Source organism: Aquimarina sp. KJ22-3, from assembly GCF_055808215.1.
The window spans coordinates 182,471-209,364 of record NZ_CM147859.1 but is presented as its reverse complement, the minus strand read 5'-3'; the positions used below and the strand labels follow the sequence as shown (position 1 = coordinate 209,364).

Sequence of the window (26,894 nt, the reverse complement as noted above, 5' to 3'; positions counted from 1 at the left end):
TATCAACTCCTTTTTGTTTTAATATGCTTAATTAACTTATCTTTTTACAAGTTTGAACATGGTATTCAGACCACCTGAAACTTGTGCAAAATAGAACCCTGACCTAAGACTTGATGCATCCCACGAGAATCTAGAATTTGGATCCAAATCCCTTTGTTGATATACTAGATTACCAGTGATATCAAAGATGTTTATTGAGATCCTACCATTAGCGCTAAGACTCTTCAGATTAAATGTAAAATCACCTTGCGAAGGATTCGGCCAAACCAGTGCATTAAACTCACTTTCTAGCGTAGTTAATGGCTCTGGATCTTTAGTTTCTGGGCCTACTGGTCCAGAAAGATCATTAAGATCTCCAAAAATTTGGAAAATCTGATCTAGTGAAGCCGCACCAAAAGCTGTAGAAGCTGGAGTCCAATCGGTAGCTCCTACTCCAAATAAGTTCAGCTCATCTCTAAAGTGTGTTTCCTGACCGATGCCTCCGGTCTGAGCAGCCCAGAACCATTGTGTATTGTTTGGCGAAAATGCCAAATTAGCATATACCGTTAACCAGTAGTCTCCGCTTGCTAACTCAACAGGCTCTGGAAGCAATAGGTTCATATTCGTATCCGAAGGATCAGAAATTGGAGTAAGCACTCCACTATTGTATACTTCTGCACCAGGAACTCCTCCGTTATTTTCGTAGATAACCACTGTAGCATTATCCAAAATAGGAGAGTTATTTGCTGCACCAAATGCTAGTATTCTTTCTACAGTCCACGAAGCTTGTTCTGGTACTGTAAAATCATCTGATGATTGTGCCAATGCTCCAAAATCTAAGAAGTTTTGAGATGGGAAAGTTCTAACCTGACCCGCAATTTGCTCGTAAATAGCAAACTCTAATACATTTACTGTAAATCCTTCTGCCACTTGTTCTCCACCAGATGTAGCAATCAATCCAATAGTTGCCTGACCCAAGCTGTCTGGTGCGAAAGAAAGATTAAGAACATCTCCTTCTTGCGTTACTGTTACTAACTCTGGGTTTGTATTGGTCAACTCTATATTAATAGGTGCTCCTGTAGAACTTACAAAAAGATCGGCAACATTTACCTGCACATCTTCGCTATTTTCTGGAAGACGTAGATCATCCAACAAATAAGCTACGCTTAGCGTAGATTCTGGTTGCTCATTAAAGATTGGGAATCTTGCACTAAACAATCCGTTTCCATGCACTGCTAATGCGATAAATCCATCATCACGAGTTACCACCTCGTCTGCTACGGCATTACCAATAGCAAAAGGCTCTTTGATCCACCTTGTATTTTCACCATTTAATCTATTTGTATAATATAAACCTGTACTGGTAGCTGCAAATACGCGTTGTAAACGAGAACCAAAGAATCCTTGACTACTTCCAAAGAATGCAGTACTTCTTACCGAAGGACCGTTTCCAGATCCATCTGCATTTTCTTCCAGGTTACCACTAATATTTGTCCATGTATCTCCACCATCTTCGGTAAGGAATAAACTAATCACTCTATAGTTAGAAAAAGTAACGATTACACGATCAGAATTTGAAGGATCAACGTTGATATCATTAACAAATCCTCCTTCTGGTAATCCTTTACCTTCAGAAATATTAACAACCGGTTGGTTATCTAAGTTAGCATTATCCATTCTGAATATTTGCCCTGCATTAGTACCGTAATACAATCTGTTTGCCACTGGGAATTTTGAAAGTGCCAAAGAACTTACTGTAGTTCCTGCCGGAGTATCAGAATTGGTTAAACCTACCCAATTTACTGAAGCATTTGCCGTTGAGAATAGAGGAATTTCATCCAGGTTGTTGTTTCTCCAAACTCTGTTACCTGCTGGTAAATACATGATTCTTTCGTCATTTGGATCCAACAGAAACTGTGTTACAAAAGGAAACCCAGTTGCTCCTGCAGGAGTAACTCTTGTAAATGATTCAAAGGCTCCTTCTTCATCAAAATTCAATCTGAAGAGTGTTCCTCTTTGTGCAGAAACATATCTGGTTCTACCTTCGTTGGCAATAGCCGAGAAACAACCATCTCCTCCAAAATCCTCTATCCAAGGAGCAGTCCCATCGGTAGAGTTGGTAAACCATGTACCGTTATCCTGGAATCCAGCTATTAAATCATCGCTATTACCACTTGGATCAAAAGCAACGTGATATGGCTGTGTCGTTAGATATCCATTATTCAGATCGATCCATTCTATAGGCTCTGGCCCTGGGTTTTGTGTAGTAATATCTTCTACAACATAAACTCCTCCATCATTTCCTGATAATACTCGATTTGGATTAGAAGGGTAAAAAACTAATGCATGTTGATCTGGATGTTGATTGGTATACTGTGGGAAACCATTTGGATTTGTTGCGCTATATCCAGCGATCCAGCTTCCTATTCCTACAGGTGTAGTGAATCCGTCTGTAGAACGATATAAATTAGTTCCACCAACAAACATCAAGTTAGAGTCTGCAGGACTTATTTCTAGGACCATGTTATACCCTCCTTGAAGATTAAACACTCCTCCTCCGGTTCCAAAGTTTCCTGGAAGGTTTGCAGTTAGGTCTACCCAAGCTTCTTCTGGAGAAGCCGCAGCTGCATCATATCTTAATAAGAACGCTGCACCTCCTGGTCCAACATTTTCAGCAAAGAAATACACGGCATTCTCATTAGCCGGATCTGCTTTCATAATTGTTCTTCCTATAGTTGCAGGAAGGAATTCTGGAGTAATACTTTCCCAAGTATCTCCACCGTCGGTTGAAGTAAAAAACCCTTCATTTGGGTCACTTCCCGAATCCAAGGTAGCGTATAATCGACCACTTGCAGTTGCCATTACTTCGGCCTTAACGTCGAATCCACCTGATAATACTTCTTCAAAAGTTCTACCATCATCCTGAGATCTTTGCACACCGGTAATTGTACCTGCATACAAATCTCCGTTGGTAGGGTCAATTGTAATAGAGTTGATCAAATCCAATGGCCCAAAAGCTCGAACATCACCATCGCTAGAAGCTTCTAGTAATCTCCAGCTTCTTCCACTGTTTACAGATCTGTAAATCCCTGTTCCTTGAAAGAATGCTCCTCCTGCTCCTGCAGAGTTACCCAAACGCTCACCAGTAGCGTAATACCAGATTCTATGTTTTCCTGGTCTTGGATCTTGAATAATATCAGTTATACTTGGAGACTCTCTGCGGCTGGAAACTCTGTTCCAGGTTTCACCACCGTTTGAAGAACGCCATAAACCACCAGATACACCACCGGCAAAGATGATATTCTCGTTAGTACGGTCAATTGCTAACGCACGTGTTCTACCACCTACATTAAAAGGACCTCGATTTTCCCAATACTGAAATCTTCTAAATTTACCAGAAGACTTTGCATTTACAGATTGTTTGAGTTCTGTACCTACAGGAAGATTTTTGGAATAACTGATTTCCAAATCTCTTATCCCCAGAGGTATTTCGCCTGTGCTAGGATCTTTGAGTCGACTTAACTCATAATTCATTCGATCAACCGCACGATCACCTACAGCAGGAATTTTTGTTTCCTTTGCTCCATGCTTACTATCGTAAATTTTGGATTGTTTGTAGAGCTCGTGACCTTTTACTAGTTGATCCGCTTGTGTTTTCAGACCTTTAACTTGTTGAGCTTGTACTGAAGCTACCATCCCGAATAGGGATAAAGCCCAAACCGAACGTTTGAGACAGAGTAAAATAGTTTTCATTTTATTAAGCTGATTTGTGAGTAATTCTCAAATCTAACCTAAATTTTCGAGATTTTTTCTTAAAATTTTAGAAAAATTAACAGAATATTACTTTTTCTGCAAAATTACACTTACTTTTTCGGTGATTACATGGCAAGCATCTTCTTCTACGATGGTAGGTTCAGCAGTAGTGCTATCATTATACCCTTCCTTTGTGGCTGTAATTATGTAAGTACCAACACGTTCGTAGGCGCCTACAAAAGTTCCGGTTCCTTCGATATTGATCAATGTTTCGGTATATTGACCATCAACAACCACAACATTTACTCCTTCGGTAATAGGATCTCCATTTATTCCATCTGTTACGGTCACCTCTAGCCCAGGACGTAAGTCTTCTGTACAAAAAATAGGATCATCAGTGGAATCGTCATCATTACATCCAAAAAAAGCAACGGTCAACAGGATTACAAAAAGTTTTTTCATCTTAATTAATTATTCTCGTTTCTACTATCGTTAATTAGATGTTGCCCTAATCGAATGGTTGCGTTATGATACAATTTCTAGAAGTCGCAGATACGAAAATTACTTAACCATCATTCTTTTTGAAAGAACGACTTGATCATTAAGAAACATTGTATAAATATATGTCCCCGAGGATATAGAACGATCTTCTAGTTTAATAGTATTGATTCCAGATTTTAATTTTTTATATATCTTTATTTGTCTACCATTTAAATCAAAAATTTTGATGCTCGCTCGATGCTCATACCCTTTTGGGATGGTATAAGAAATTATAGCAGAAGTAGTAAACGGATTAGGGATATTTTGAGACAGTGCAAATCCTTTTGCAAAAAAACTCTGATCTTCATTTCTATTACTAGTATTTCCAGTTGTTAAATGAACTATTGCAGATAACTGTTCTTTCAGCTCTTCATTTTCTTTCTTCAATTCTTTAACTGCCTCAATAAGCACAGGAATCAGACCTTGATAGTTTATAGCCGTATGTTCCTTATTGGATTTTACCAAAGCAGGGAACACATTTCTCAACTCATTGGCATCCAAAACATATTGCTTTTCCTTTCTGGATTTTTGATGATCTCTTTCTACTATGATTGTTTGTTCTATACTATTAATCATTTGAAGCTTACCAATTGGATCTTTCAATGAACTAACATTGTTTTTGTTTCTGAAAACACTTCCACCTGAATTACTTACCCAAACTCCTGTGGTATACGCATCTCCGTTTACATATAACCTGTAGCCAAAATTAGAAGTACTATTAATAGAAACATTACCAGTGCCGAAATCTCCATAGATCAAAGGTGTTCTGTTTACGTCACCGTCCTGGATTACTAACTTATTACTTACATCTCCGGTCCAGGTAGCTACATTCCCGATCATCACATTATGACTGCCCGTAATAATCCCATTACCAGCACCACTACCCAAGAACACATTATAACTTCCGGTTGTATTAAATGATCCGGTTCTGTAACCAATAAATGTATTTCTTTCTCCCGATTGATTTGCTAATCCCGTATAGGCCCCTAAAAAAGTGTTGTAATCGGCCTGGTTATCAACTCCGGAAGCAGCACCTAAAAAAGTATTCTCTTCACCAAATCTATTTTGTTCGCCGGCAGCATTACCAATAAATGTGTTAAGATTACCCCTAAAGTTCATACTACCCGACCTATTCCCCAAAAATACATTTTCGTTACCATCGTAGTTCTCTCTACCAGATTCATTACCGATAAATACATTAAAGAAAGCGTTACTACCAGAACCTGACCGGTTTCCTATAAAAACATTTTGAGCACCGTTTGCATTATTGACTCCAGATGCTCTTCCGATAAAAACATTCTGTCTTCCGCTAGTCGTAAATGCTCCACTTTGCAGCCCCAAAAATACGTTGTCAGAACCTATCGTATTTCTTGCGCCTGCTTCAAACCCTAGAAACGTATTAGCATTAGCAGTGACCACATTTCCTGCTTCATAACCGATAGAAGTATTACCAAAACCACTATTACCAGCATTATAACCAAGATTGGTATTTGCCCCATTGGCAACTATCTTATTTTTGACTAACTGATCAGACTCTTGCGCATGTAGTTGAGTGATTACAAAAAATAAAACGATAAGTTTTTTCATTGTGTAAGGATTTATTAATCCCACAATATTAATTGTATCTCTTTTAATTTAAAAAAAGTAAAGGTCTCATTATCTTGAATTTATCGTGAATCCATCTAGTAGACGGATACTAAAAAAGCACCTCAACCAAATGAGATGCTTTTAAGCATATACTTTATGTTCAATACTCTTTATAAATCAAATTTGATTCCCTGCGCCAGTGGCAACTCGGTGGTATAATTGATCGTATTGGTTTGTCTTCGCATGTATACCTTCCAGGCATCTGATCCAGACTCTCGACCTCCACCAGTTTCTTTCTCTCCTCCAAAAGCTCCACCGATTTCGGCTCCAGAAGTTCCAATATTTACATTGGCTATTCCGCAGTCTGATCCGGCATGCGATAAAAATCGTTCTGCTTCTCTTAAGTTGTTGGTCATAATAGCCGACGATAATCCCTGAGCCACTCCATTTTGAACTTCGATTGCATTTTCTATCTCTCCACTATACTTAAGTAGATATAATACAGGAGCAAAAGTTTCGTGCTGCACGATTTCAAATGAATTATTAGCTTCAGCGATAGCAGGTTTTACATAACAACCACTTTCATAACCTTCTCCAGATAGCACTCCACCTTCAACAACGATGTTTCCTCCTTCTGCAACCACTTTTTCCAAAGCATTTTGATACCCTTTTACAGCATCAATATCAATAAGAGGCCCAACATGATTGTTTTCATCTAGTGGATTCCCTATTCGTAATTGACCATAGGCATCTACCAACGCATTTTTAACCTGATCGTATATAGAATCATGAATAATTAATCTACGGGTTGATGTACATCGCTGTCCAGCAGTTCCTACCGCTCCAAAAACAGCACCAATCACGGTCATTTTGATATCTGCATCTGGTGTAACGATAATCGCATTATTACCTCCAAGTTCAAGCAAGGATTTTCCTAAACGTTCTCCTACTTTTGCCGCAACGATTTTACCCATTCTCGTAGATCCAGTGGCTGAAACAAGAGGCACACGACCATCGGTAGTCATCATCTCTCCTACTTTGTAATCTCCATTGATCAAGCAAGAAATACCTTCTGGTAAGTCATTTGCCTTTAATACTTTGGCTATAATGTTCTGGCAAGCTACTCCACAAAGAGGTGTTTTTTCACTTGGTTTCCAAACACAAACATCTCCACATATCCATGCTAGTGCTGTATTCCAGGACCATACCGCTACAGGGAAATTAAAAGCAGAAATAATCCCAACAATCCCAAGAGGATGATACTGTTCGTACATTCTATGTCCAGGACGTTCTGAATGCATAGTCAGACCGTGCAATTGTCTAGAAAGACCAACTGCAAAATCACAGATATCGATCATCTCCTGTACTTCTCCTAATCCTTCCTGATAGGATTTTCCCATTTCGTAAGAAACTAATTTACCTAGAGGTTCTTTTAACTTACGAAGCTCTTCACCAAACTGTCTTACGATTTCTCCTCGTTGAGGAGCAGGCATCACTCTCCATGTTTTAAAAGCCTCTTGTGCTTTTTGAATTACTTTTTCGTAGTCCTCCTTGCTTGTCGTTTCTACCTTACCGATTAATTCTCCATCTACTGGAGAATACGAAGAGATAGTATCTCCCGAAGAGAACCATTCTGTACCTGTTGAAGTTCCTTTGTTATGATCCGAAACACCTAATTGTTGTAATGCTTCCTGAATCCCGAAATCCACGATTGCTGTTGCCATGTTATTTGTAACTTTTTGAAAGTATAAAGATAATGTGTTTTGAAGATATATTAAATTCTGATTGTTCTTAAAGTTAGTTTTAATAGATTTTGCAACAAAATGCCTTTCAAAAAATCAAAAATGTAAAAAAGCAGAAAGTCCATACATCAAATTGACATTCTGCTTCTACCTTATATTAAGACATATAGGATTTTACTACATTCTAAAAAAGAAAAGCGAACCGAAGTTCGCTTTTACCATTTTAGCATCCTGTATCTTCATATTCCAAACTTCCGTCTACCGGACATGGAATCGAGCACGGTTGAGTAATCAAAATCGGGAAAGGTCTTCCTGCCGGTGTAAAAACGCAAGCACAGCATTCCTCAAAAAATGGAAAGCTACCTCCCTGTATTAATTGTTGCTCATTCTTGTTTAACTTCTTGGTGTTCTCGATGTTTAAGATTTTTTTCAGCATAATATAAAATTGATTTGTGAATACATTAAAAATAAAAAATGTAACCCTCATTTAATCCTATTTTACCTTAAAATCAGACAAATACTTCCTCATTTTTATAAAAATGAGTCTTGGTCATTTATGGTTTACATCTATTTTTTCGTCTGTTTACAAAGAGCTTTCCACAAAAAAGAAATCGCCCAAACAAGATTTCTCCTGTAGAGCGATTTCCAACTAAATAACCAACCAAAAAGTTTATATTGTTTAGCGCGATCCTTACTTTTATTTTACAAGCTTTCTTAGTTTAAGATCGGCTTTTTTTAATCTCTTCGTTTCGTTTTGTATCTTCTTATCTGTGGTCGAATTTTTGAAAAGTAAATGACCTCTACCTTTAAAATGATATACAGTTCCAGAATTTGGATGATACAATTCTATTTTACTATCATTGATAACGGATAATTCGAAGTATTCATTGCCCAGATAGTCGTAATCAAGTGTTAAAATTTTCCTATAAAAATTATTGGCGATATCATTCACTTCGTAATACCCCGTATAATCGTAATAGATATCATCGATGGGAATCCCTACATGATCCCTTGAGCTGTTAAAATTATCTCCTGCACCGTAGTACAAAAACTGAAGGTAATTCTCTTCATCAAATTCGTTTAACACCCCATATTCACTAGTGTATACTTTTTCCCAAACCTCATACTCTTGTAGGAAATAGTGAATGTTGTCATAAAACACTCGATCATAATCAAAAGTGCTTCTTTGATGACCTATCAAGTAGTATCGTGTGTTTGACACTCGATCATACAATTCGATTTCGTTGCTAGATAATTGACTCACCACCAACTCGTATCTTCCATCGATATCATGAGTAATATCTACTTCCATACGGAAGGTATCATAATATCCAACATCCAATCCAAATCCGCCTCCATTATCTCCTATTCCTACCAAATTGTTATTTGCATAAAACGTACCTCCACGGAAAGAAACAGTAAATGCTTTCTGCAGGAAAGGAATTTCACCATTACCCTGGGTACGTTCGATATCAACATACCAAATTTCATAATCTCCTAAAAGGTCATACAAACTAATTGTAGGTTCCTCGATAAAAACATCTTCTTCAATCACCACCTCTGCCACACATGATGTAAACAACATTGAACCTAAAATAAGAACCGAAAGTAATTTTAACGTCTTCATAAGCTGTGAATTTTGAATTTCACTAATTCGAAAACCAAAACGTGTGCCAAACTCATATCTATTTGATTATCAATCTTTTATTTTGAATACTATTTTACTTATTTTTGACCCAATAATCTTATTTATGGAAAGCAGTCCGAAATTTGCAGTTATTGGTGGTGGTAGTTGGGCCACTGCTATTGTAAAAATGTTAACCGAAAATCTAGACGAGATCGGCTGGTATATGCGTAGTGCATATGCTTTGGAACATCTAAAAAGACAACAACACAATCCAAATTACTTAAGCTCGGTCGAGTTTAAACTAGAACAATTAAAACTTACCAATGATATTAACGAAGCGGTAAACTATGCAGACTATGTTATTTTTGCTATTCCTTCTGCTTTTTTGCATAGTGAGCTGGAAAAACTTACCGCCTCATTAGAAAACAAGGTGATCTTTTCGGCTATCAAAGGTATTGTTCCTGAAACTGGATTGATTGTAGGAGAGCATTTTCATGACATTTATAACATCCCTTTTAATAATATTGGTGTGATTACAGGACCCTGTCATGCTGAGGAGGTAGCGCTCGAGCGTCTTTCTTATCTGACTATAGCTAGTAACGACGAAGAAAAAGCTACCATCATGGCCAATCACCTGAGCAGTTATTACATCAAATGTAAAACGAGCGACGATATCATAGGTACTGAGTATGCCGCTGTATTAAAAAACATCTATTCGGTAGCTGCAGGAATTGCACATGGACTAGGTTATGGGGACAATTTTCAGAGTGTATTGATGAGTAATGCCATTCGTGAGATGAAACGTTTCATTAAAAAAGTCCATAAGATGAAGCGTAATATTAACAATTCGGCTTATCTAGGAGATTTATTGGTGACCGGATATTCTATTTTTTCGCGTAATCGAATGTTTGGGAACATGATTGGTAAAGGATATACGGTAAAAAGTGCACAAATGGAGATGAATATGGTCGCCGAAGGATACTATGCGGCAAAAACCGCCTATGAATTGGATGCCACCAAAAAGACGAGAACCCCTATCATTGATGCGGTTCACGATGTTTTATACGAAAACAAAAATCCAAAAAAAGTATTTAAGAAATTAGCCGAAAAGCTAGATTAATTATGCTTATCTTCATTGCTCAGCTATTTTAGTCTTTGACCTATGAAGCATCTTATCGAAACTTTTTACACGGCGCTTAATAATCGTGATGCAGATACCATGATTTCCTGTTATCATGATGATGTAGAATTTGAAGATCCCGGATTTGGAAAATTGTATGGGGATCGTGCCAAAGGAATGTGGCAAATGCTCTGCAAGAATGGAACCGATCTGAAGGTAGAATTCTCAAAAGTTGAAGCCGATGAAGAGAAGGGATCCGCACATTGGGAAGCCTGGTATACCTTTAGCAAAACAGGAAGATCAGTTCATAACAGTATTGATGCCCAATTTGAGTTTAAAGACGGGAAAATTATAAAACATACGGATCATTTTAACCTACATCGATGGGCTTCGCAAGCCATTGGATGGAAAGGGAAACTATTGGGTGGAACAGGGTTTTTTCAGAAAAAACTCATCCAGCAAACCAATCGATTACTGGATAAATTTATGAATTCCTGATATTCTATTAAACACACAATGAATACGTTAGAACTCCCCTCTCCCTTAGTATCTGTTGATTGGCTAGCAGCACATTTGGATCATAAAGACCTCATCATTCTGGATGCTACCATCAAAAAAGTAGCCAGTGACGCCACAGAAAGCTACCCAGAAGTTAAAATCAAAAACAGTCGTTTTTTTGATATCAAAAAGACGTTTTCGGATACCACCTCGGATATTCCTAATATGCTCCTATCTCCAGAAAAATTTGCTGAAGCTTGCCAACAATTGGGCATCAGTTCTCATCATAAGATTGTGGTGTATGATAAAATTGGGATGTATTCCAGCCCAAGAGTTTGGTGGATGTTTAAAATTATGGGACACTCACAAATAGCGGTTCTTAACGGAGGTCTACCTGCCTGGCAAGAAAAAGATTTGCCTTGTGAACCAGAAGATGCATTACAAAAGGAGTATGCGCTAGGAAATTTTGAGGCTCATTTTAACCCTAAATTAGTAACCGCTGTAAGTGAAGTTTTGGAAGAGATGAATAATGAACAAACCCTTATTCTTGATGCACGATCTTCCGGACGATTTAACGCTACCGAACCCGAACCCAGGGCAAGTTTAAAGGGAGGACATATTCCTAATTCGAAGAGCTTACCTTATAAACAGCTTTTGGAAAAAGGCATAATGAAATCCACCCCAGAATTAGAAAAGATTTTTTCAGATTTTAATATTGACAATAAAAAACTGATCTTTACCTGTGGATCTGGGATTACGGCTTGCATCCTTATGATGGCAGCAGAAATGGCTGGATATTCTAATCTGTCTGTTTATGATGGATCCTGGAGCGAATGGGGACAGCTGGATGGCGTGCCTATTTCAGTTTAATTATCGAATACAATACCTACTTAATTACCTATGAAACATTTTTTTGCGTTTTTCATTTTTTTACTATTAGGATCTTTTGTTGGCACCTCCCAGGAAACACAATTTACCTTAGCCGATTTTTATACTCAAAATCCAGATTTGGATAAAGAGGTAGATTCTATTTTCAATTCGCTTTCTGAAAAACAAAAAGTGGCACAAATGATCATTAGCTGTACCGGAGAATTAGGAAAGTCTGAAACCACTGTAAAAAAACTAGCTCAAGATGATATTATCGGAGGAGTCGTATTTCTAAAAGGAAGTAAAAAAGAACATACTACTACCATAGATGAACTGAACACCATTTCAGAAAAAAACAAGACATTACCTCTTATCTTTAGTATGGATGCGGAGCCTAGTTTGTTTGCCAGCAGGATAAAAGGTGCCAAAAAAGTAGGAAAAACTATTGAGATCAAGACCGATACCAAATCGGATTCTGTAGTGGCTATCATTAACAACGAACTGAAAGCAATAGGAGTGCATCATAATTTTGCACCCGTATTGGATATCAGCCCGAATAATGAAGCGATCAAGTCCCGTAGTTATGGTAGCAATAAGGATTCTGTAATTAATTTGGCGAATCGCTTTATCAAATGTACTCAGGAGGGTGGTATTATTGCTACAGCCAAACACTTTCCCGGTCACGGATTGGTAAAAGGAGATACGCACAAACAAAGTGTATATATCGATGGCCCATTACAAGAAATTGATAACTACAAGCCTATTATTGCCGATGGGGTATTGTCGATAATGATTGCACATATCACCGTAGTGAATAATGACCTTTTTGGTACCGATGGGCTTCCGTCGAGTTGTTCCCGAAGAATTGTAACCGATCTTCTTAAAGACGGGATGTGCTTTGAAGGGATTGTCGTTTCTGATGCTTTGAATATTATGAAGGCGGTAACCATTCTGGACAATGCACCGCTTCAAGCTTCAAAAGCTGGGTGCGATATGATTCTCATGCCTCAAGACGAAAGAAAGACTATGGATTCAATTCTAGCCGAAATCAAAAAGGATGCTACATATCAACAACAAGTTATGGAATCGGTAAGAAAAATTCTACGATTAAAAATCTGTGCAGGTATCATTTAAAAACTCAACATCATGGCAACATCACAAGGACTGGCTTTATGGCATCAATTTGTAAAAGAAAGAAATACGGCCGGGTTAGACGAACTTATAGCCGATGATGCTGTTTTACATTCTCCAGTAGTTTGGACACCTCAAAAAGGTAAAATGATCGTAAGCCTCTACCTTACTGCCGCAGCTACGATTATTGCTACACCCCATTTTAAATATGTAAGAGAAGTGACCAATAATGAACATGCTATTTTGGAGTTTGTCACCGAAATCGATGGCATTACTGTAGAAGGAGTAGACATGTTAACTTTTGATGATGAGGGTAAATTAAAAGATATCAAAGTGATGATCCGCCCTCTAAAAGCAATTCAAATCGTACATCAAAAAATGGGTGAATTTTTGGGAAGCAAATCATAACATTTTCTTTAACCCATTCAAACTTTTTTTAACTATTTTGTGATTAGTTTAGGAATACAACCTAAATACTATTAACCAATAAACTTAGATAAATGAATCACAAAAGGATCAAAAAAGACATATGTCTTTTTACACGGGTATGCGCAATATTCTTACTTCTCTCAGTTTGCGCCAGTTGCGAAAATGAAACAGATTTCGAAAAAGAATCAAACGAACCATTGATTACAGAAAGCCTTGAAAAACCGGAATTGGCATTTCCAAATGCTTCTGGAATACAAAAGGAAATTCGAATCGGAAAACAAACCTTGCACGTAGAGCAAATTGAGAATCATCTTGTTTTCGAAGGAGATATTTTAATCTCTGACAACCAATTAGAAACAAAAAGTGTAGGTAGAAGTAATCTAGCACGAAGATGGCCAAACAACACAGTCTATTATGCGATCGAAACGGGCTTACCTAATCAGGCCAGAGTGACTAATGCCATTGCACATTGGCAAAATAACACGCCTCTACGGTTTGTTGCTCGTACTAATCAGTCTGATTATATCTATTTTAAAAAAGGTTCTGGTTGTTCTTCCTTTGTTGGGCGAGTTGGAGGTCGACAGGACATTAACCTGGCTGATGGCTGTTCTACGGGAAATACTATTCATGAGATTGGTCATGCTATTGGTCTTTGGCACGAACAAAGTAGAAAAGACAGAGATAGTTATATCACTATCAATTTTGGTAACATTCAGGCAGGAAGAGAACATAATTTCAGAACCTACGTACAGCAAGGTCAAGATGGAGCAGAGTATACTTCTACTTTAGATTTTGGCAGTATCATGATGTACGGACCTTATTTTTCTCAAGCAATAATCAGCCCACAATTACCAAAAAAGATGGTAGTACTTATTCTATCCAAAGAAATGCTTTGTCTGCAGATGACAAACTAGGGGTTTTGAGAATGTATCCAAACATAGGACTGGGTAGTTTTGATATGGCAAGTTCTAAAGATCTATCCGTATCACTGGATTATAATGGGGATGGTTATGAAGACATAATTAATTATCGCCCGGGAAACAAGGTATTTTATCTACAACGTAATGATAAAAATGGAAAATTCACCTCCGTTGTGCGAAGTCATAATGGCGTCGCTGGATATGACCTTGCAAGTTCCAGAGACCGAATCATAGCCTTGGACTATAATGGAGATAATAAAGATGATATCATTATTTATCGCCCTGGAAACAAAATTGCATTCTTACTTCGATCCAATGGTAACGGAACATTTACAGCAGTTTATAAAAGTTGGAACGGATTTCAGGGATATGATCTGGCAGTAACTACCGATAAAATGGTTGCTTTAGATTATAACGGAGATGGAAAAGATGAAGTGATGTGTTTCCGACCAGGAAAAAGTGTATTTTTCTTATACCGTTCAAACGGAACTGCAACCTTTCAAAAAATGATTGATGCCAGATCTGGTTTTGGTGGTTTTGATCTTAAAAGCGCAAATGACAACGCTATTGCCTTGGACTATAATAAAGATGGAAAAGATGATATTGGATTTTACAGACCAGGTTCAAAAGTATTCTTCTTATTAAAATCTAATGGAAACACTACTTTTTCTACTCCTATTAAAAGTTTTAACGGTATTGCCAGTTTTGATTTAGCTAGAAGCAATGATCGCTTGGTAACCCTGGACTATAATAATGATGGTTATGAGGATATTGTGGCATATCGACCAGGGAGCAGAGTTTTTTATCTGAATAGAGCAAATAGCAATGGCTCATTTACTAGTGTAATACGAAGTCATAGTGGAATCATGGGATACGATTTGGCTTCGGGTCTAGACAAAATAATTAGTTTGGATTATAATAAGGATGGAAGATCAGACATTTTATGTTACCGCCCAGGAAGTAGGGTTGTGTACTACGGTCGTTCTAATGGTAGCACTTTTATCAGAGAGTATTAGCATAATCTTTTAAGATAAACAGCATAAAATAGAGAAGAGCATTTTATACTGCTCTTCTTTGTTTTTTATAATACTGATCAAACCACTTCAAATAGTTTCCCTGGTAATGGTTTCACTACTCCTTTTAGTTCCATATTCAACAACATTGAAGCTAATTGAGAGGTAGGAATCTGACATTCTAGTGCAATAACATCCAGCAGCTCCTTTCCATGTTGATGCAAGTAATTATAAATTTTTTGCTCCTCCCCTTCCAGCTCTACAAATAATTGTTTCTGAACAGCAGGTTGTGTCTTTTCTTCGAGTTCCCAATTGAGCATGTAAATCAAATCTGCAGCGCTAGTGAGCATATTCGCTTGTTGTGTTTTGATCAACATATTACAACCCGTACTTTGAGAATCGCTTGCGCGACCAGGCACTGCAAACACCTCTCTGTTGTAGGAGTTGGCAATGTCTGCAGTTACCAAAGACCCCCTTTGCCGGCACTTTCTATGACCACAGTGGCTTCGCTTAGCCCAGCAATAATTCGATTGCGGCCTAAAAAATTCTTACGATCAAAAGTATCTGTACTCCAAAAATCGGTGAAAAAGCCTCCATTCTCTTCAATTTGAGCCATGTATTTTTTGTGTGCTTTGGGATAAACTTGATTGAGACCGTGAGCCAAACAACCGATGGTCTGTAACCCATGCTTTACGGCAGCTCGTTGGGCAGTAATATCCACACCGTAGGCAAAGCCAGAGACGATTACCGGATCTATAGGCGCCAAGCTTTCTATCAATTCTTCGCAAAACTGTACCCCATATCTTGTTACTTTGCGGGTGCCAACGATACTCAACATCTTCTTTTGTTTGATATCGATATTGCCTCGACTAAACAAAACCACTGGACCATCTATGCAATGTTTTAATCGATCCGGATATCCTTCCTGATCATACATCACATAATTAATATGCTGATCCTGAATAAACTTCAATTCATTTTCGGCATCCCGTTGATGTTTAGGGTCCTTTAAATTTTTGATTTTCGCCTTTCCGATACCGTCAATTTTTAACAAGTTATCCACTTTTTCTGTGAATATCTCTTCTGGAGTTCCGATTTCTCTAATCAATTTTTTGATAGAACTATCCCCCAGATTGGGTACTTTTTTAAGCGCTAGTAGTGCTAAGAGTTTTTCGTTGGACATCTAATGATTTGTATATCAATGCAAGAAACGAAAAAAATTAAAACTGTTGATAAATTCATTCGTTCCAGCGCTCACGATTTTCATTTTTTTTACCTTTGAGTTAACTAACCATTGGCTGTACGCAGCATTTTTAGAAGGGGGCAAATGAACAACACGGCAAAATACATCAGTGAATTATTATATCGTTACGAATGTGTAATCCTACCTGGTTTTGGAGCATTTTTGACCAGACGAGAGTCTGCTTCAATTCAGGAAACCACTCATTCATTTTACCCTCCTAAAAAAAGCATTTCTTTTAATCGCCAATTGCAGAATAATGATGGGTTATTAGCGAATTATATTGCTGCTGCCGAAGGTATTTCGTATACAGATGCGGTTGCCAAGTTGCAACGCTATGCGTTATCGCTTAGAGATAAAATGGCGTTGGGAAAACGTGTTGAGTTAGAAGGTATTGGTGCTTTCTTTACTTCTGTAGAAAATACTATCCAGTTTGAGCCTACTCAAGATGTAAATTACCTTACTGAAGCTTTTGGTATGCAAAGCTTTGTTTCTCCAAATATAGAAAGAGAAATCCCGATTCAAAGGGAAGTGTATAAAGAAGAGGTGGAAGCTATTGAAGAAACGACTCCTATTGCATTTACTCCCGAGAAAAGACAAGAACGTCCTTATTTACAGTATGCAGCAGTTGCAGCAATTGTTATCGGTCTTGGTGGTTTTTTTGGATTGAAACAAATTAGCAACAATACCATTAGCCATAACAATCAGGAATGGGTAAAAGCAAATCAGGAAATTGAGAACACCATTCAGGAAGCAACCTTCGAGATTTCAAATCCGCTACCTGCAATCAGCTTAAATCTAACTAAAGAAGAGAATGGTGCTGAAGAAAACATTGCAGATAGCCCAGCCCCTGTTTCTGAAGATGTAACCACAGGAAAATTTCATATCGTTGCAGGAGCCTTTAGAATTGCTTCAAACGCCGATAAGAAAGTACAACGACTAAAAGAACAAGGATTTGATGCCCGTCTTATTGGGGTTAACAAATACGGACTCCATCAGGTGGCGTATTCAAGTTACTCCAACAGATTAGACGCGCTAAAAGCGCTTCGAAAAATCAAGAATGAACAAAGTCCTAAGGCTTGGTTATTGGTTCAGAACTAAAATTTTAAAAAACATTCTTTTCAACATAAACTTTGCATCATCATTATTCTGATAATGACTGTTGCTGTTTGTTTACGAATCCTCTTTTCTAAATCCTAAAAGTTTTTCAAAATCTCAAACCTTGCTTAACTGGTATAAATCACTTTTGGCCAGCGAAATAGTGTAAGTTCTTTTTACGTGATTATCTTTGCCAAAAATTTTATTGTTTATGGAAGCTCGATATCCTTCAGAATCGTTAACTACACTTACGGATTTAGTTTTACCAGGAGAGACCAATCCTTTGAATAATTTATTTGGAGGAGAATTACTTGCCCGTATGGACCGTGCAGCTGGAATTGCAGCCGGGAGACACTCTAGAAGAATTGTAGTAACCGCTTCTGTAAACCATGTAGCCTTTAATCAAGCCATTCCATTAGGTAGTGTCGTTACTGTAGAAGCAAAAGTATCTAGAGCCTTTACCTCCTCTATGGAAGTGATTATCGATGTATGGGTAGAAGACCGACAAAGTGGTGATCGTACCAAGGTGAACGAAGCCATTTATACCTTTGTAGCAGTAAACGAAACAGGGAGCCCGGTTCCTGTACCTCCCATACAACCACAAACTGATCTGGAAAAGCAACGTTATGAAGCAGCGTTACGTCGCAAGCAATTGAGCTTGGTATTGGCCGGAAAGATGAAACCAGACGATGCTACAGAACTTAAAGCACTATTCATTTAGCACCTCATTATCAGATTACTTAAATCTATCTTAAAGTCGAGAAAATAGCATTTCCTTTTGACCATTTTTATCTATCTTGATAAAGACAATAGGAACTTCTAGATGAAGAAACAACACAAAATAGTCATATCGGTATACATCACTTTGGTTGGGTTTATCCTGATGCTTGCGCTATTTATACGATATCGATATTTTGGATCCGGAGATGTATACAGTTATCTTTCTCTGGTGTTTACTTCGCTTACTGAAACACTTTCGCCCTCTTGCTAGTTGAGGAAAAGATTACAATCGATAAATCCATTGGTGAGGATTTAATCGCTTAGCATTTTGATAAATTAAGAACTTCATGATTGCCCTTCCTGTTGTTGGATTTGTTCTAACTTCGCCTATAGACTGTTTTGTGGTAACCTTCTGGCCTTCCTTTACAGAAATATTATGCAAATTATAATAAGTAGTAATGTAGTTACCATGTCGGATTTGCACTAATCGACTTGCTCCCTTCAATTTTTGAATGGCTATTACTTCTCCCTCAAAAATTGCTCTTGCGCGTTCACCTGACCTTGTTTCAATTTCCACACCACTACTATTGATTTGAATATTGGGTAAGGTAGGATGCGGTTGTCGACCATATTTTTTGGTCAATCTCCCTGTGCCTACGGGCCAGGGCAGTTTTCCTTTGTTGGATGTAAAATTATCGGCTAGTATTTTGGCTTCGGCGGTCATCGCAAAAGTGGTAGCTGTACCTTTTTTGGCCACCTTATTCCCAGCTTTTTTATTGGCCCGAGCAATGGCCTCACGAATTAATTTTTCGATTTGTTTATCGATCGCACTGGCGCGCTCCTGTTTCTTTTTGATTTGCTTCGTATAGACACCTTGCTTCTTTTTGATAGAAGCCATGAGCACCTGTTGTTCTTTCTTCTCTTCCTTTAATTTTTCTTGTGCTTCGCGATTCTCGCTAATCAAGGTTTCTTTATCCTCTTTTTGCTTAGACAGATTTCGATTTAATTGCTGAAGCTCCATGGTGTTTCTTTCGATACGATCTGCCTGCTCTTTTCGATGTTCATTGTACTGCTTCATGTATTGCAATCGCTTATAGGCTTGCGTAAAATTGGAGGACGACAACAAAAACATAATCCTGCTTTGATGCGACTTACTTTTGTAAGATTTCTTGACCATATTGGCATAGTCTTCTTTCAGCACCTTTAATTCGTTGCGATAGGTATCAATTTTATTTAGATTACTATTGATTTCTCTGGTCAATAAGTTAGTCTGCTGATTGGTAATCTTGATCAGGTTTTGGCGCGTGCTTATCTGTGCAGAAATCGATTCTACCTCATCCAGAACGGATAACTCTTTTACTTTATTCTCTTCTCGTAAACGTCTCATTTGCTCAATTTCCTGACGCAAACGTTGCCGTTCTTCTTCAAGTTTCTGTTGTTTGGCACTTTGGGCATACATAGGTGCCACACACAATAGCAATACAACAACACTTATAAATCGCAATACTTTCATTAAATACTGATTTCCTTGGACCCTGATGGTATTTTAAACGGAAAACTTACGCGAGCATTGTAATCTACTGCTCTATATTCTACATCAATTATGGTAGTATCGTCGCCTTCTACTGCTTCGATGATGATTCTTTTGGGGAAATCCTGATTTCCTATCTTTTGATAACCCTGATATTTGATGGATAAATTTCGATTTTCAGCAGGTTGTTTCAACTTTTGCTCTGCCATCTTAAAATTACCTGGGTCAACAAGAAATAACCGCTCAAAAAGCACGAAATCAGTTTTAGGTTTTAGTAGATAAGACCCTTCGTCTATACTGGTTTTATATTTGTCTTCTCTAAGATTAAATAATGCCTGACCTAACAAGAGCTGTTGCACTTTTTCAAAATCCAGATCGGTGCCCAACCATTCACTTAGCAATTGGAAATCTCCTTCAAAATGAGAGTTTTCGATTTTTTCGTAGTAACTTACTTTATCTGGAGTAATTAGTGCTTTTGCTAAGGTAATTCCCAACATTTTGACACTTACCCATATTACCTTATCCTTTTCAATTCTTAAGGTTGCTGTTGGGCTTACACCACGTTTACCATCGTCGTATTTTACTTTGATCCTGGCGTTAAGAGTCTCAAAGTTGAAAGAGCGGTTATAGTGATTGGCGATTACCTTCTCTGCACTCAATTTTTTAACCTTGGTAGTATTTGCAGTTTTTGTTCCTTTACACGAATACAGAAAGAATAAAGAGAAACATAAAAGATAAAATACTTTGTTCATCAACTATTATGATTTTTTCTGAAGCTGAATAGCCTTTTGCATATATTCTGAAGCCTTATTTTCGTCTCCGAGTTTTTGATAAGCTTCACTAATTTGTTTATAAAAATCGGATTCCATCTTCGAATCATCGATAACGTAATCGATTCCGGTAGTCAAAATTTCTATCGCAGCATCCGCCTTTTCTAATTGCAATAAAGACACTCCATTTACCAAATAAAAGATCGGTTGTGCCGGATACATTTCTAAGGCCAATTCGCTTCCGTTTTCCGCTTTTTGATACCTTTTTAAATCTAATTGTAGCAGCAATATCCGTTTTAGCAATCCAAAGTCATTGGCGTTCGCTTTGATTCCTCTTTCGTAGAAATTAAGCGCTTGTTCCTTCTGATCTTTTTTATAGTAAAAGTGTCCTAATTCTGTAAATACCTTGGCACCATTACCATCTCCAGAAAGTGCATTCATTACCGTAGTCAACTCACTTTCATATTCTGGATTGGTGTTGATAAACTGTAAAAAGTCACTTACTACCTTATACTTTGCTTCAGTATCTACTTTACTACTCTTTAATGTAATCTCCATTGAGCGAATGGCCTCTTTGGTTTGCCCTTTTTCCAAATAAAACTTGTACAAAGACAGGTGTACCAAATCTGATTTCGGTACCTTTTTCAAAAGACGTTTAGCGGTTTCGAATGCTTTTTCCTTTTGGTTATCCTGACTATACATGTAGATCAGATTCAAATAGTTTTGCTCTACTTTAGGCTTTTCTTTGATTTGTTGTTCAAGTCTACTGATCTGATTTGAAGGATCGGTAATTTTTAAGGCAATCCGTTTCCGTAATTGAAGTCGATACGTATCGATCCCATACTCTTCATTCAATTCATCCAGTACTCTTAGAGCATCGTCATAACGTTTTTCGATGTAGTAAAGATTAGCCAGCTGCTCTTTAAACAGACTATTGTATACCACCAGTTTTTCTACAATTTCTACTGACTCTTTATACTTTTGTTCTTTGAAATAGACTTCATATAAAAGTTCGAGAACAAATCGGTCGTCTGGTTTTTCTTCCAATACCTTTTGAAAATTGGATTCCGCCTGTTCGTAGAGTTTAAGCTCGAGATAATTTTTTCCTAATTCGAGATATAGATAGTTAGGCTTGGGATCTATTTCTATACATTTTTCTAAAGCTTTGATCGCTTTATCGTAGTTCGTGATCGCTTTTTGTTTCAGTGCCTCAAAGAAATTCTCTTGAAATTCGTCAGAAACATTTCCCAGATCATCAATATTTACTTCTTGTTTAGGCTCAATATCCTGAGCCAAAACAACTGTATTGCCCCATCCCAAGGACAAACAAAATAAATAAATATAGACCCTTCTTTTCATCACAAATCCATCTTAAACGATTAAAGCATCATAAATTATTCCAAAACCGAATAATCTCCAATACTAATGGTCGAGAATTTCCCATCGTAAACTACGTGATTACCAACCATAGCATTGTCTAAGTTAGCATTTTTTATTGTAGTTTTCGTTTGTACTAAGCTATTTTTAATCCTAGTATTCTCTACTGTACAGTCATCTCCTATAGATACATTAGGTCCAACCGTTGCATTTCTTAAAGTTACATTCTCTCCGATGTAACATGGTTCAATAATAGTTGCGTTTTCTTGAGTAACTGAATCACTCACCAGATTTTCGCCATCTTTTTGTAAAAAACCTAGCATTCTAGAATTGGTTTCTACGGTTACATTTTTATTTCCACAGTCCATCCATTCATCAACTTTTCCGGTAACAAAAACTTTTCCGTCGACCATCATTCTTTTGATACCGTCGTTTATCTGATATTCACCTCCGTTAATGATGTTGTTGTCTAACACATATTGCAATTCATTCTTTAATACACCAACATCTTTAAAATAATAGATTCCTATCACTGCTAAATCCGACACAAATTCTTTAGGTTTTTCTACTAATTCTGTAATATGACTTTGCTCGTTTAGTTTTACTACCCCATAGGCCTCAGGTTGATCTACCTGCTTTACCCAAATAACAGAATCTGCATCTTTATCCAAATTAAAATCTGCTCGGATTAATGTATCTGCGTAGGCGATAACTGCTGGTCCAGATAAAGAATCCTTGGCGCACATAATGGCGTGGCCGGTACCCAAAGGTTGATCTTGTCTATAAATAGAGGCTTTTGCTCCCAGACTTTCTGCTAGTTCTATTAGACTAGTCACCACATCATCTCCAAAAAAGGCTGGATCCCCAAGTACAAAAGCAATCTCTTCTACTGGCTCTCCCAAAACCTTGGCAATATCTGATACCAATCGGTGAACGATAGGTTTTCCCGCAACAGGAATTAAAGGTTTAGGAACAGTTAATGTATGAGGTCTTAGTCTTGAACCTCTTCCTGCCATAGGTACGATGATCTTCATGTTATGTTTTTTGTGTTTTTATTTTTAATTACTCATTAGAAAGTTAAGGATGTTCTTCTCTCATAACCTCTTACTATTGTTTTACTCCAAAATTCTTCAGATGTTAAAAAAGATATTATTAATCCTTGTTGATTCAATCCATTTCTCATTTCATTTTTCCAGAAATTAATCCCTGATTCCTCTCCTGTTCTCTCAAATATTATTTGATATTGTTCTTTTACAAATAACTCTAAAAACTCATCACTTTTAATAAGATCTATCACAACAGAGTACCTCGGCAAACCATTATTCAATTGATAGACCCAAGTATCTAAATCTGTAGGTTTAACTTCAATATTTAATAGTTTACTATATAGACGCCTTACAAAATCAATATTGTTCTGATTTGATCGGTTCCAGAAATCACTTCCAGAACAAAAATCAACAATTACCTGTTCTCTTGAGGCTCCACTTCGCATTCTTTCTGTCCAATAATCTATTCCTAATTGATCTCCTTCTTTATCTAATAGTTTCCTGAATTGTTCTTGTACGAATCTTTTATAATTTTCTTCTGGTAAAATTTTTAGAAGGAATTTTTCCTTATCTCTTAGTTTTTTGAAAGCAGTTCTCCAAAAATTAATTCGTCAATTCCAGGCGATCTTTGGTACATTGTCCTGTAATAAGAATGCACATAATCTTCATATCCATACTTTGATTCTTCGACTTTAAATTTTAGTGCGCCCGAAACAGGTTTGTACTCTAACGTCTCCCTTAAAAAAGGATGGTCATTATTAATCCATTTTGTAATGCCATAGCTAGCTTCTTTTGGATCATCCGCTCTAGTTCTTGGTTCGTTAAACAATTCATAAACAAAAAATGCTTTAACTCCACTTTTATCTAAGTTTTTCATCATAGATATCATCCTTTTCTCTTGCTCGATTTCACCACCCAAACTACCATTTGTTCTATTTACTTCGGTTATCCAGATATCTTTGCCAAAGCCTCTAAATGTGCTAAGAATATCCATAAGATCATCTTCTTTTTCATTATACGAATACCAATGATGCCCTATTATATCATAACTTACATATTCTGTTTTATTATCTATATTAATTGAAAATTCATTCAATAAATCAAAAAATCCTGAATGCTTCCATGTTACATTTATAATAATTTTATACTCTGGGTTTTCTCTAACTGCCTTAGACATTCCTGCAAGGAAAGAAGCAATTTTGTTGACTAAGTCTTGATCATAATCGTCCTTATCTATGCCGTCTTTTCCAATAGTAATAACTCTTTTAACACAATCTCCATTTTGATCAAGAGCAATACATCTAATTTCTTCTTCGTTACCAAGAACAATATACTTATTACTCTCATCATCCTTCTTAAAATCCTGATCATAATGTAATAAAAAGCCTTTAGCTTGATTATAACCTCGGTTGTATAGTGTCTCATTTGTCAAGCTAAAATCCAGATCCGCTAAACCTAAAACGGGTAATATCTTTATATTTTTATTAGTTAGTTTTTCTGTTAGATTTCTATAAAAATATTGCTGCCATTCCCACCCATTTATTACCCCTGATGAGTCTGTTTTATAGTCAACTCTATAATAATCAAATTGAAATTCTTTTATTAAGTCGACTTGTAAATTACCATATTTATCTAAGTTTTGATTGGCTACAGGTGGTCTATACTCCGTGGATGATATAGGATGACCATTTACTCCCCATTTAAAATTTTCTGGTAATATTAATGGTAAATTTGCAATAGAATTATTCATCTTAACTTTTGGTAGACTAGACTCTATCGTATATTGATCACTCTCTTCTAAATCATTAAAAATTTCTTTTTCACAACTAGTTAAGAATAAGATCGGGGCTATTAAAAGATAAAAATTAAGTTTCACAGTTTTCATAAAATTAATATTTAAACATTAGTGTTTTATATAAATAAAACATTACCCCCTTATTATGTTACTAATTTAATTATCAAAAAAACTTACTTCACCCCAGTGCTACCAAAACCTCCTTCACCTCTAGAGGTTTCAGATAATTCGGTTACTTCTACCCATTCTGCACGTTCGTGCTTCGCGATTACCAACTGCGCTACTCGCTCTCCATTTTCGATAGTAAAGTCATCATTAGACAAGTTCACCAAAATGACTCCTATCTCTCCTCTATAATCTGCATCTATTGTTCCTGGAGCATTAAGCACTGTGATTCCTTTTTTTGCTGCCAAACCACTTCTTGGTCTCACTTGGGCTTCGTATCCTACCGGTAGTTCGATAAACAGTCCTGTTTTGACAATGGCACGATCCAAAGGTGCTAAGGTAATGGGTTCATCTATATTTGCTCTTAAGTCCATTCCTGCAGAGGCAATGGTTTCATAATTAGGAAGATCATGAGATGATCTATTAATGATTTTGATTTGCATAGGTATCGGTAAAATTGCTATCAGCCTTTGGTTGACCTTACTTTTTAAAATTTGTTTCAATTCCCTTCTCTCAGAGGCGTACAAAATTACTAAAAACAGTACGAACAACGGGATAGAAATCAAATAATTACTGTCGAAAATATAAAAGGATACTACAGAAAAACTTATGGATAAAAGAAGATACAATCCGATCTTTTTAAGATTGTACGGAATTGGGTAATATTTTCGACCAAAATACCAGGACAGGATCATCATCGTTCCGTATGCTGCCAAGGTAGCGATCGCAGAACCGAGATAACTATATTTTGGAATCAAAGCAAAATTAAGAACAAGGGTTACTAAAGCTCCCACAATAGAAATGTAGGCTCCAAATTTGGTTCTATCCGTAATTTTATACCATACCGAAAGATTATGATAGATCCCAAGGCAAAGATTAGCCAACAAAATAATAGGTACTACAACCATAGCTTCCCAATACTCTGGATTTTTGATCATAAACGCTTTCAGCAGATCAGAAAATGTGATAACTCCGATCAGAATTACACATCCAAAAATCACAAAATACTGTGTGATCTGAGCATAGGTTTTGGGAGCGTTCTTCTCTTTGGCATGGCTAAAAAAGAAAGGTTCTATTCCCATTCTAAAGGCGGTTGCAAACAAAGTCATAAACAAAGCCAGTTTATAACATGCCGCATAGGCTCCAGAATCAAACAATCCTTCTTTCTCTCCCAATATCCATTCTAACAGGATTTTGTCAAAATGCTCGTTGATCGCAAATGCTAATCCCGAGATCAGTATCGGGAAACCGTAGCCCAACATTTTTTGCCATAATTCTTTGTCAAAACGATACTTGATTTTAAGATAGAAAGGCAACATCAATAGCAGGGTAACTCCACTAGCAATTACATTGGAAAGGAATATGTACTGTACCTGGAAATCTTCAATATACATTTCCTGAAACATCTCAGATTGAGAAGCAAGATCTTTAAGAAAGATCAGGAAAAACACGTTCAAAGAAGCATAAATGACCACATTAATAATCTTAATGATTGCATAACGCATAGGTTTTTCCATAGCCCTTAAATGCGCAAAAGGAATGATCACTAAAGCGTCTAATGCCAAAATCCATATCACATATCTCAAAAATTCTGTTTCTACACCTATCAAGGATGCTATTTGATCTTGAGCCAAACTGGTGATAACTACAAAAATGGCAGTAGAAAACACAATAGATATCGCTGAAGTACTTGTAACCTTACTTTTGAATTTATCGAGATTCAAAAATCTAAAAAACGAGGTTTCCATACCATAAGCAAGCACCACATTAAAAACAATAATCCAGGAAAACAAAATAGTAACACGGCCGTAGGCAATTGGGCCGTCTAGATATTTGGTATGAACAATTACCAAAAGAAAAGACAACATTCTGGGCAGAACTGTTGCCAATCCATAGATAAAGGTTTGCTTAAATAATTTCTGAAAGATACTCAATGTGTGGTACTG

General features: G+C 37.0%; 23 protein-coding genes and 1 pseudogene. 10 read left to right on the top strand and 14 right to left on the bottom strand.

Features of this window, described 5'->3' with window-relative positions:
• Window positions 1-36 precede the first annotated feature (36 nt).
• The 6 genes from AC0L3Q_RS00850 to AC0L3Q_RS00825 form a co-directional block, all read right to left on the bottom strand.
• Complete coding sequence (locus AC0L3Q_RS00850) at window positions 37-3,732, bottom strand: T9SS type A sorting domain-containing protein (RefSeq protein WP_473284264.1); 3,696 nt, start codon at window positions 3,730-3,732, stop codon at window positions 37-39.
• A gap of 87 nt (window positions 3,733-3,819) precedes the next feature.
• Window positions 3,820-4,194 (bottom strand): hypothetical protein, encoded by a 375-nt coding sequence (locus AC0L3Q_RS00845; RefSeq protein WP_473284262.1) that lies wholly within the window; start codon window positions 4,192-4,194, stop codon window positions 3,820-3,822.
• 99 nt (window positions 4,195-4,293) lie between these two features.
• Window positions 4,294-5,859, bottom strand: coding sequence for a T9SS type A sorting domain-containing protein (locus AC0L3Q_RS00840; RefSeq protein WP_473284260.1), 1,566 nt, complete (start codon window positions 5,857-5,859; stop codon window positions 4,294-4,296).
• 170 nt (window positions 5,860-6,029) lie between these two features.
• Entirely contained in the window at window positions 6,030-7,583 is a 1,554-nt protein-coding gene (gene amaB / locus AC0L3Q_RS00835; RefSeq protein ID WP_473284258.1) for an L-piperidine-6-carboxylate dehydrogenase, read from the bottom strand.
• 241 nt (window positions 7,584-7,824) lie between these two features.
• Window positions 7,825-8,037: a hypothetical protein gene (locus AC0L3Q_RS00830; protein ID WP_473284256.1), complete on the bottom strand. Its 213-nt coding sequence runs from the start codon at window positions 8,035-8,037 to the stop codon at window positions 7,825-7,827.
• Window positions 8,038-8,298: 261 nt separating this feature from the next.
• The gene (locus AC0L3Q_RS00825; protein ID WP_473284254.1) at window positions 8,299-9,228 is read right to left on the bottom strand and encodes a nicotinic acid mononucleotide adenyltransferase; all 930 of its coding nucleotides are present in this window, start codon (window positions 9,226-9,228) and stop codon (window positions 8,299-8,301) included.
• Between the two features lie 124 nt (window positions 9,229-9,352).
• Between AC0L3Q_RS00825 and AC0L3Q_RS00820 the strand changes: the two genes are divergently transcribed.
• The 7 genes from AC0L3Q_RS00820 (at window position 9,353) to AC0L3Q_RS00790 (ending at window position 15,209) form a co-directional block, all read left to right on the top strand.
• A complete protein-coding gene (locus AC0L3Q_RS00820; protein WP_473284252.1) occupies window positions 9,353-10,348 on the top strand; it encodes an NAD(P)H-dependent glycerol-3-phosphate dehydrogenase in 996 nt (331 codons plus the stop codon).
• A gap of 42 nt (window positions 10,349-10,390) precedes the next feature.
• A complete protein-coding gene (locus tag AC0L3Q_RS00815; protein ID WP_473284250.1) occupies window positions 10,391-10,846 on the top strand; it encodes a nuclear transport factor 2 family protein in 456 nt (151 codons plus the stop codon).
• Window positions 10,847-10,864: 18 nt separating this feature from the next.
• Window positions 10,865-11,716 carry a sulfurtransferase gene (locus AC0L3Q_RS00810; RefSeq protein ID WP_473284248.1) on the top strand — a complete coding sequence of 284 codons (852 nt, stop codon included), beginning with the start codon at window positions 10,865-10,867 and terminating at the stop codon, window positions 11,714-11,716.
• 30 nt (window positions 11,717-11,746) lie between these two features.
• A complete protein-coding gene (locus AC0L3Q_RS00805; protein WP_473284246.1) occupies window positions 11,747-12,847 on the top strand; it encodes a glycoside hydrolase family 3 N-terminal domain-containing protein in 1,101 nt (366 codons plus the stop codon).
• A gap of 12 nt (window positions 12,848-12,859) precedes the next feature.
• Window positions 12,860-13,252, top strand: a complete 393-nt coding sequence (locus AC0L3Q_RS00800) for a nuclear transport factor 2 family protein (protein WP_473284244.1) — start codon at window positions 12,860-12,862, stop codon at window positions 13,250-13,252.
• A 92-nt stretch (window positions 13,253-13,344) separates the two neighbouring features.
• Window positions 13,345-14,187, top strand: a complete 843-nt coding sequence (locus AC0L3Q_RS00795; protein WP_473284242.1) for a M12 family metallopeptidase — start codon at window positions 13,345-13,347, stop codon at window positions 14,185-14,187.
• A complete protein-coding gene (locus AC0L3Q_RS00790; protein WP_473284240.1) occupies window positions 14,166-15,209 on the top strand; it encodes an FG-GAP repeat domain-containing protein in 1,044 nt (347 codons plus the stop codon). The genes AC0L3Q_RS00795 and AC0L3Q_RS00790 overlap by 22 nt, the downstream gene beginning before the upstream one ends.
• A gap of 77 nt (window positions 15,210-15,286) precedes the next feature.
• Here the strand turns inward: AC0L3Q_RS00790 and dprA are convergent.
• Window positions 15,287-16,389: pseudogene (gene dprA / locus AC0L3Q_RS00785) on the bottom strand (DNA-processing protein DprA).
• A gap of 144 nt (window positions 16,390-16,533) precedes the next feature.
• On the opposite strand from dprA, the gene AC0L3Q_RS00780 reads away from it, so the two are divergent.
• From AC0L3Q_RS00780 to AC0L3Q_RS00770, 3 genes are all read left to right on the top strand, one after another.
• Window positions 16,534-17,547 (top strand): HU domain-containing protein, encoded by a 1,014-nt coding sequence (locus AC0L3Q_RS00780; RefSeq protein WP_473284238.1) that lies wholly within the window; start codon window positions 16,534-16,536, stop codon window positions 17,545-17,547.
• 208 nt (window positions 17,548-17,755) lie between these two features.
• Window positions 17,756-18,265 carry an acyl-CoA thioesterase gene (locus AC0L3Q_RS00775; RefSeq protein WP_073315956.1) on the top strand — a complete coding sequence of 170 codons (510 nt, stop codon included), beginning with the start codon at window positions 17,756-17,758 and terminating at the stop codon, window positions 18,263-18,265.
• A 102-nt stretch (window positions 18,266-18,367) separates the two neighbouring features.
• Complete coding sequence (locus AC0L3Q_RS00770; protein WP_473284236.1) at window positions 18,368-18,535, top strand: hypothetical protein; 168 nt, start codon at window positions 18,368-18,370, stop codon at window positions 18,533-18,535.
• A gap of 12 nt (window positions 18,536-18,547) precedes the next feature.
• Here AC0L3Q_RS00770 and AC0L3Q_RS00765 read toward each other — a convergent pair whose 3' ends face one another.
• The 7 genes from AC0L3Q_RS00765 to dut all read right to left on the bottom strand — a co-directional run bounded on the left by AC0L3Q_RS00765 (window position 18,548) and on the right by dut (window position 26,882).
• On the bottom strand, window positions 18,548-19,777 hold the full coding sequence (locus AC0L3Q_RS00765) for a murein hydrolase activator EnvC family protein (RefSeq protein ID WP_473284234.1): 1,230 nt from the start codon (window positions 19,775-19,777) through the stop codon (window positions 18,548-18,550).
• Entirely contained in the window at window positions 19,777-20,547 is a 771-nt protein-coding gene (gene lolB1, locus AC0L3Q_RS00760) for a lipoprotein insertase outer membrane protein LolB1 (protein ID WP_473284232.1), read from the bottom strand. Before lolB1 ends, AC0L3Q_RS00765 begins: the two co-directional genes overlap by 1 nt.
• A 6-nt stretch (window positions 20,548-20,553) precedes the next feature.
• Window positions 20,554-21,924, bottom strand: coding sequence for a tetratricopeptide repeat protein (locus AC0L3Q_RS00755; RefSeq protein ID WP_473284229.1), 1,371 nt, complete (start codon window positions 21,922-21,924; stop codon window positions 20,554-20,556).
• A gap of 35 nt (window positions 21,925-21,959) precedes the next feature.
• Window positions 21,960-22,976: a sugar phosphate nucleotidyltransferase gene (locus tag AC0L3Q_RS00750; RefSeq protein WP_473284227.1), complete on the bottom strand. Its 1,017-nt coding sequence runs from the start codon at window positions 22,974-22,976 to the stop codon at window positions 21,960-21,962.
• A gap of 35 nt (window positions 22,977-23,011) precedes the next feature.
• Entirely contained in the window at window positions 23,012-23,536 is a 525-nt protein-coding gene (locus AC0L3Q_RS00745; RefSeq protein ID WP_473287030.1) for a DUF4214 domain-containing protein, read from the bottom strand.
• 26 nt (window positions 23,537-23,562) lie between these two features.
• Complete coding sequence (locus tag AC0L3Q_RS00740) at window positions 23,563-24,873, bottom strand: glycosyl hydrolase (RefSeq protein WP_473284225.1); 1,311 nt, start codon at window positions 24,871-24,873, stop codon at window positions 23,563-23,565.
• A gap of 83 nt (window positions 24,874-24,956) precedes the next feature.
• Window positions 24,957-26,882 (bottom strand): dUTP diphosphatase, encoded by a 1,926-nt coding sequence (dut, locus tag AC0L3Q_RS00735; RefSeq protein ID WP_473284223.1) that lies wholly within the window; start codon window positions 26,880-26,882, stop codon window positions 24,957-24,959.
• Between the last annotated feature and the right edge of the window lie 12 nt (window positions 26,883-26,894).

What these genes read in the sequence shown, in the direction of transcription:
- AC0L3Q_RS00765 (WP_473284234.1), bottom strand. Translation starts at nt 19,777, where the DNA reads ATGAAAGTATTGCGATTTATAAGTGTTGTTGTATTGCTATTGTGTGTG.
- AC0L3Q_RS00750 (WP_473284227.1), bottom strand. Translation starts at nt 22,976, where the DNA reads ATGAAGATCATCGTACCTATGGCAGGAAGAGGTTCAAGACTAAGACCT.
- AC0L3Q_RS00800 (WP_473284244.1), top strand. Translation starts at nt 12,860, where the DNA reads ATGGCAACATCACAAGGACTGGCTTTATGGCATCAATTTGTAAAAGAA.
- AC0L3Q_RS00740 (WP_473284225.1), bottom strand. Translation starts at nt 24,873, where the DNA reads ATGAAAACTGTGAAACTTAATTTTTATCTTTTAATAGCCCCGATCTTA.
- AC0L3Q_RS00820 (WP_473284252.1), top strand. Translation starts at nt 9,353, where the DNA reads ATGGAAAGCAGTCCGAAATTTGCAGTTATTGGTGGTGGTAGTTGGGCC.
- AC0L3Q_RS00755 (WP_473284229.1), bottom strand. Translation starts at nt 21,924, where the DNA reads ATGAAAAGAAGGGTCTATATTTATTTATTTTGTTTGTCCTTGGGATGG.
- AC0L3Q_RS00850 (WP_473284264.1), bottom strand. Translation starts at nt 3,732, where the DNA reads ATGAAAACTATTTTACTCTGTCTCAAACGTTCGGTTTGGGCTTTATCC.
- AC0L3Q_RS00815 (WP_473284250.1), top strand. Translation starts at nt 10,391, where the DNA reads ATGAAGCATCTTATCGAAACTTTTTACACGGCGCTTAATAATCGTGAT.
- AC0L3Q_RS00780 (WP_473284238.1), top strand. Translation starts at nt 16,534, where the DNA reads ATGAACAACACGGCAAAATACATCAGTGAATTATTATATCGTTACGAA.
- AC0L3Q_RS00830 (WP_473284256.1), bottom strand. Translation starts at nt 8,037, where the DNA reads ATGCTGAAAAAAATCTTAAACATCGAGAACACCAAGAAGTTAAACAAG.
- AC0L3Q_RS00840 (WP_473284260.1), bottom strand. Translation starts at nt 5,859, where the DNA reads ATGAAAAAACTTATCGTTTTATTTTTTGTAATCACTCAACTACATGCG.
- AC0L3Q_RS00805 (WP_473284246.1), top strand. Translation starts at nt 11,747, where the DNA reads ATGAAACATTTTTTTGCGTTTTTCATTTTTTTACTATTAGGATCTTTT.
- AC0L3Q_RS00845 (WP_473284262.1), bottom strand. Translation starts at nt 4,194, where the DNA reads ATGAAAAAACTTTTTGTAATCCTGTTGACCGTTGCTTTTTTTGGATGT.
- AC0L3Q_RS00825 (WP_473284254.1), bottom strand. Translation starts at nt 9,228, where the DNA reads ATGAAGACGTTAAAATTACTTTCGGTTCTTATTTTAGGTTCAATGTTG.
- AC0L3Q_RS00775 (WP_073315956.1), top strand. Translation starts at nt 17,756, where the DNA reads ATGGAAGCTCGATATCCTTCAGAATCGTTAACTACACTTACGGATTTA.
- AC0L3Q_RS00810 (WP_473284248.1), top strand. Translation starts at nt 10,865, where the DNA reads ATGAATACGTTAGAACTCCCCTCTCCCTTAGTATCTGTTGATTGGCTA.
- lolB1 (WP_473284232.1), bottom strand. Translation starts at nt 20,547, where the DNA reads ATGAACAAAGTATTTTATCTTTTATGTTTCTCTTTATTCTTTCTGTAT.
- amaB (WP_473284258.1), bottom strand. Translation starts at nt 7,583, where the DNA reads ATGGCAACAGCAATCGTGGATTTCGGGATTCAGGAAGCATTACAACAA.
- AC0L3Q_RS00795 (WP_473284242.1), top strand. Translation starts at nt 13,345, where the DNA reads ATGAATCACAAAAGGATCAAAAAAGACATATGTCTTTTTACACGGGTA.
- AC0L3Q_RS00770 (WP_473284236.1), top strand. Translation starts at nt 18,368, where the DNA reads ATGAAGAAACAACACAAAATAGTCATATCGGTATACATCACTTTGGTT.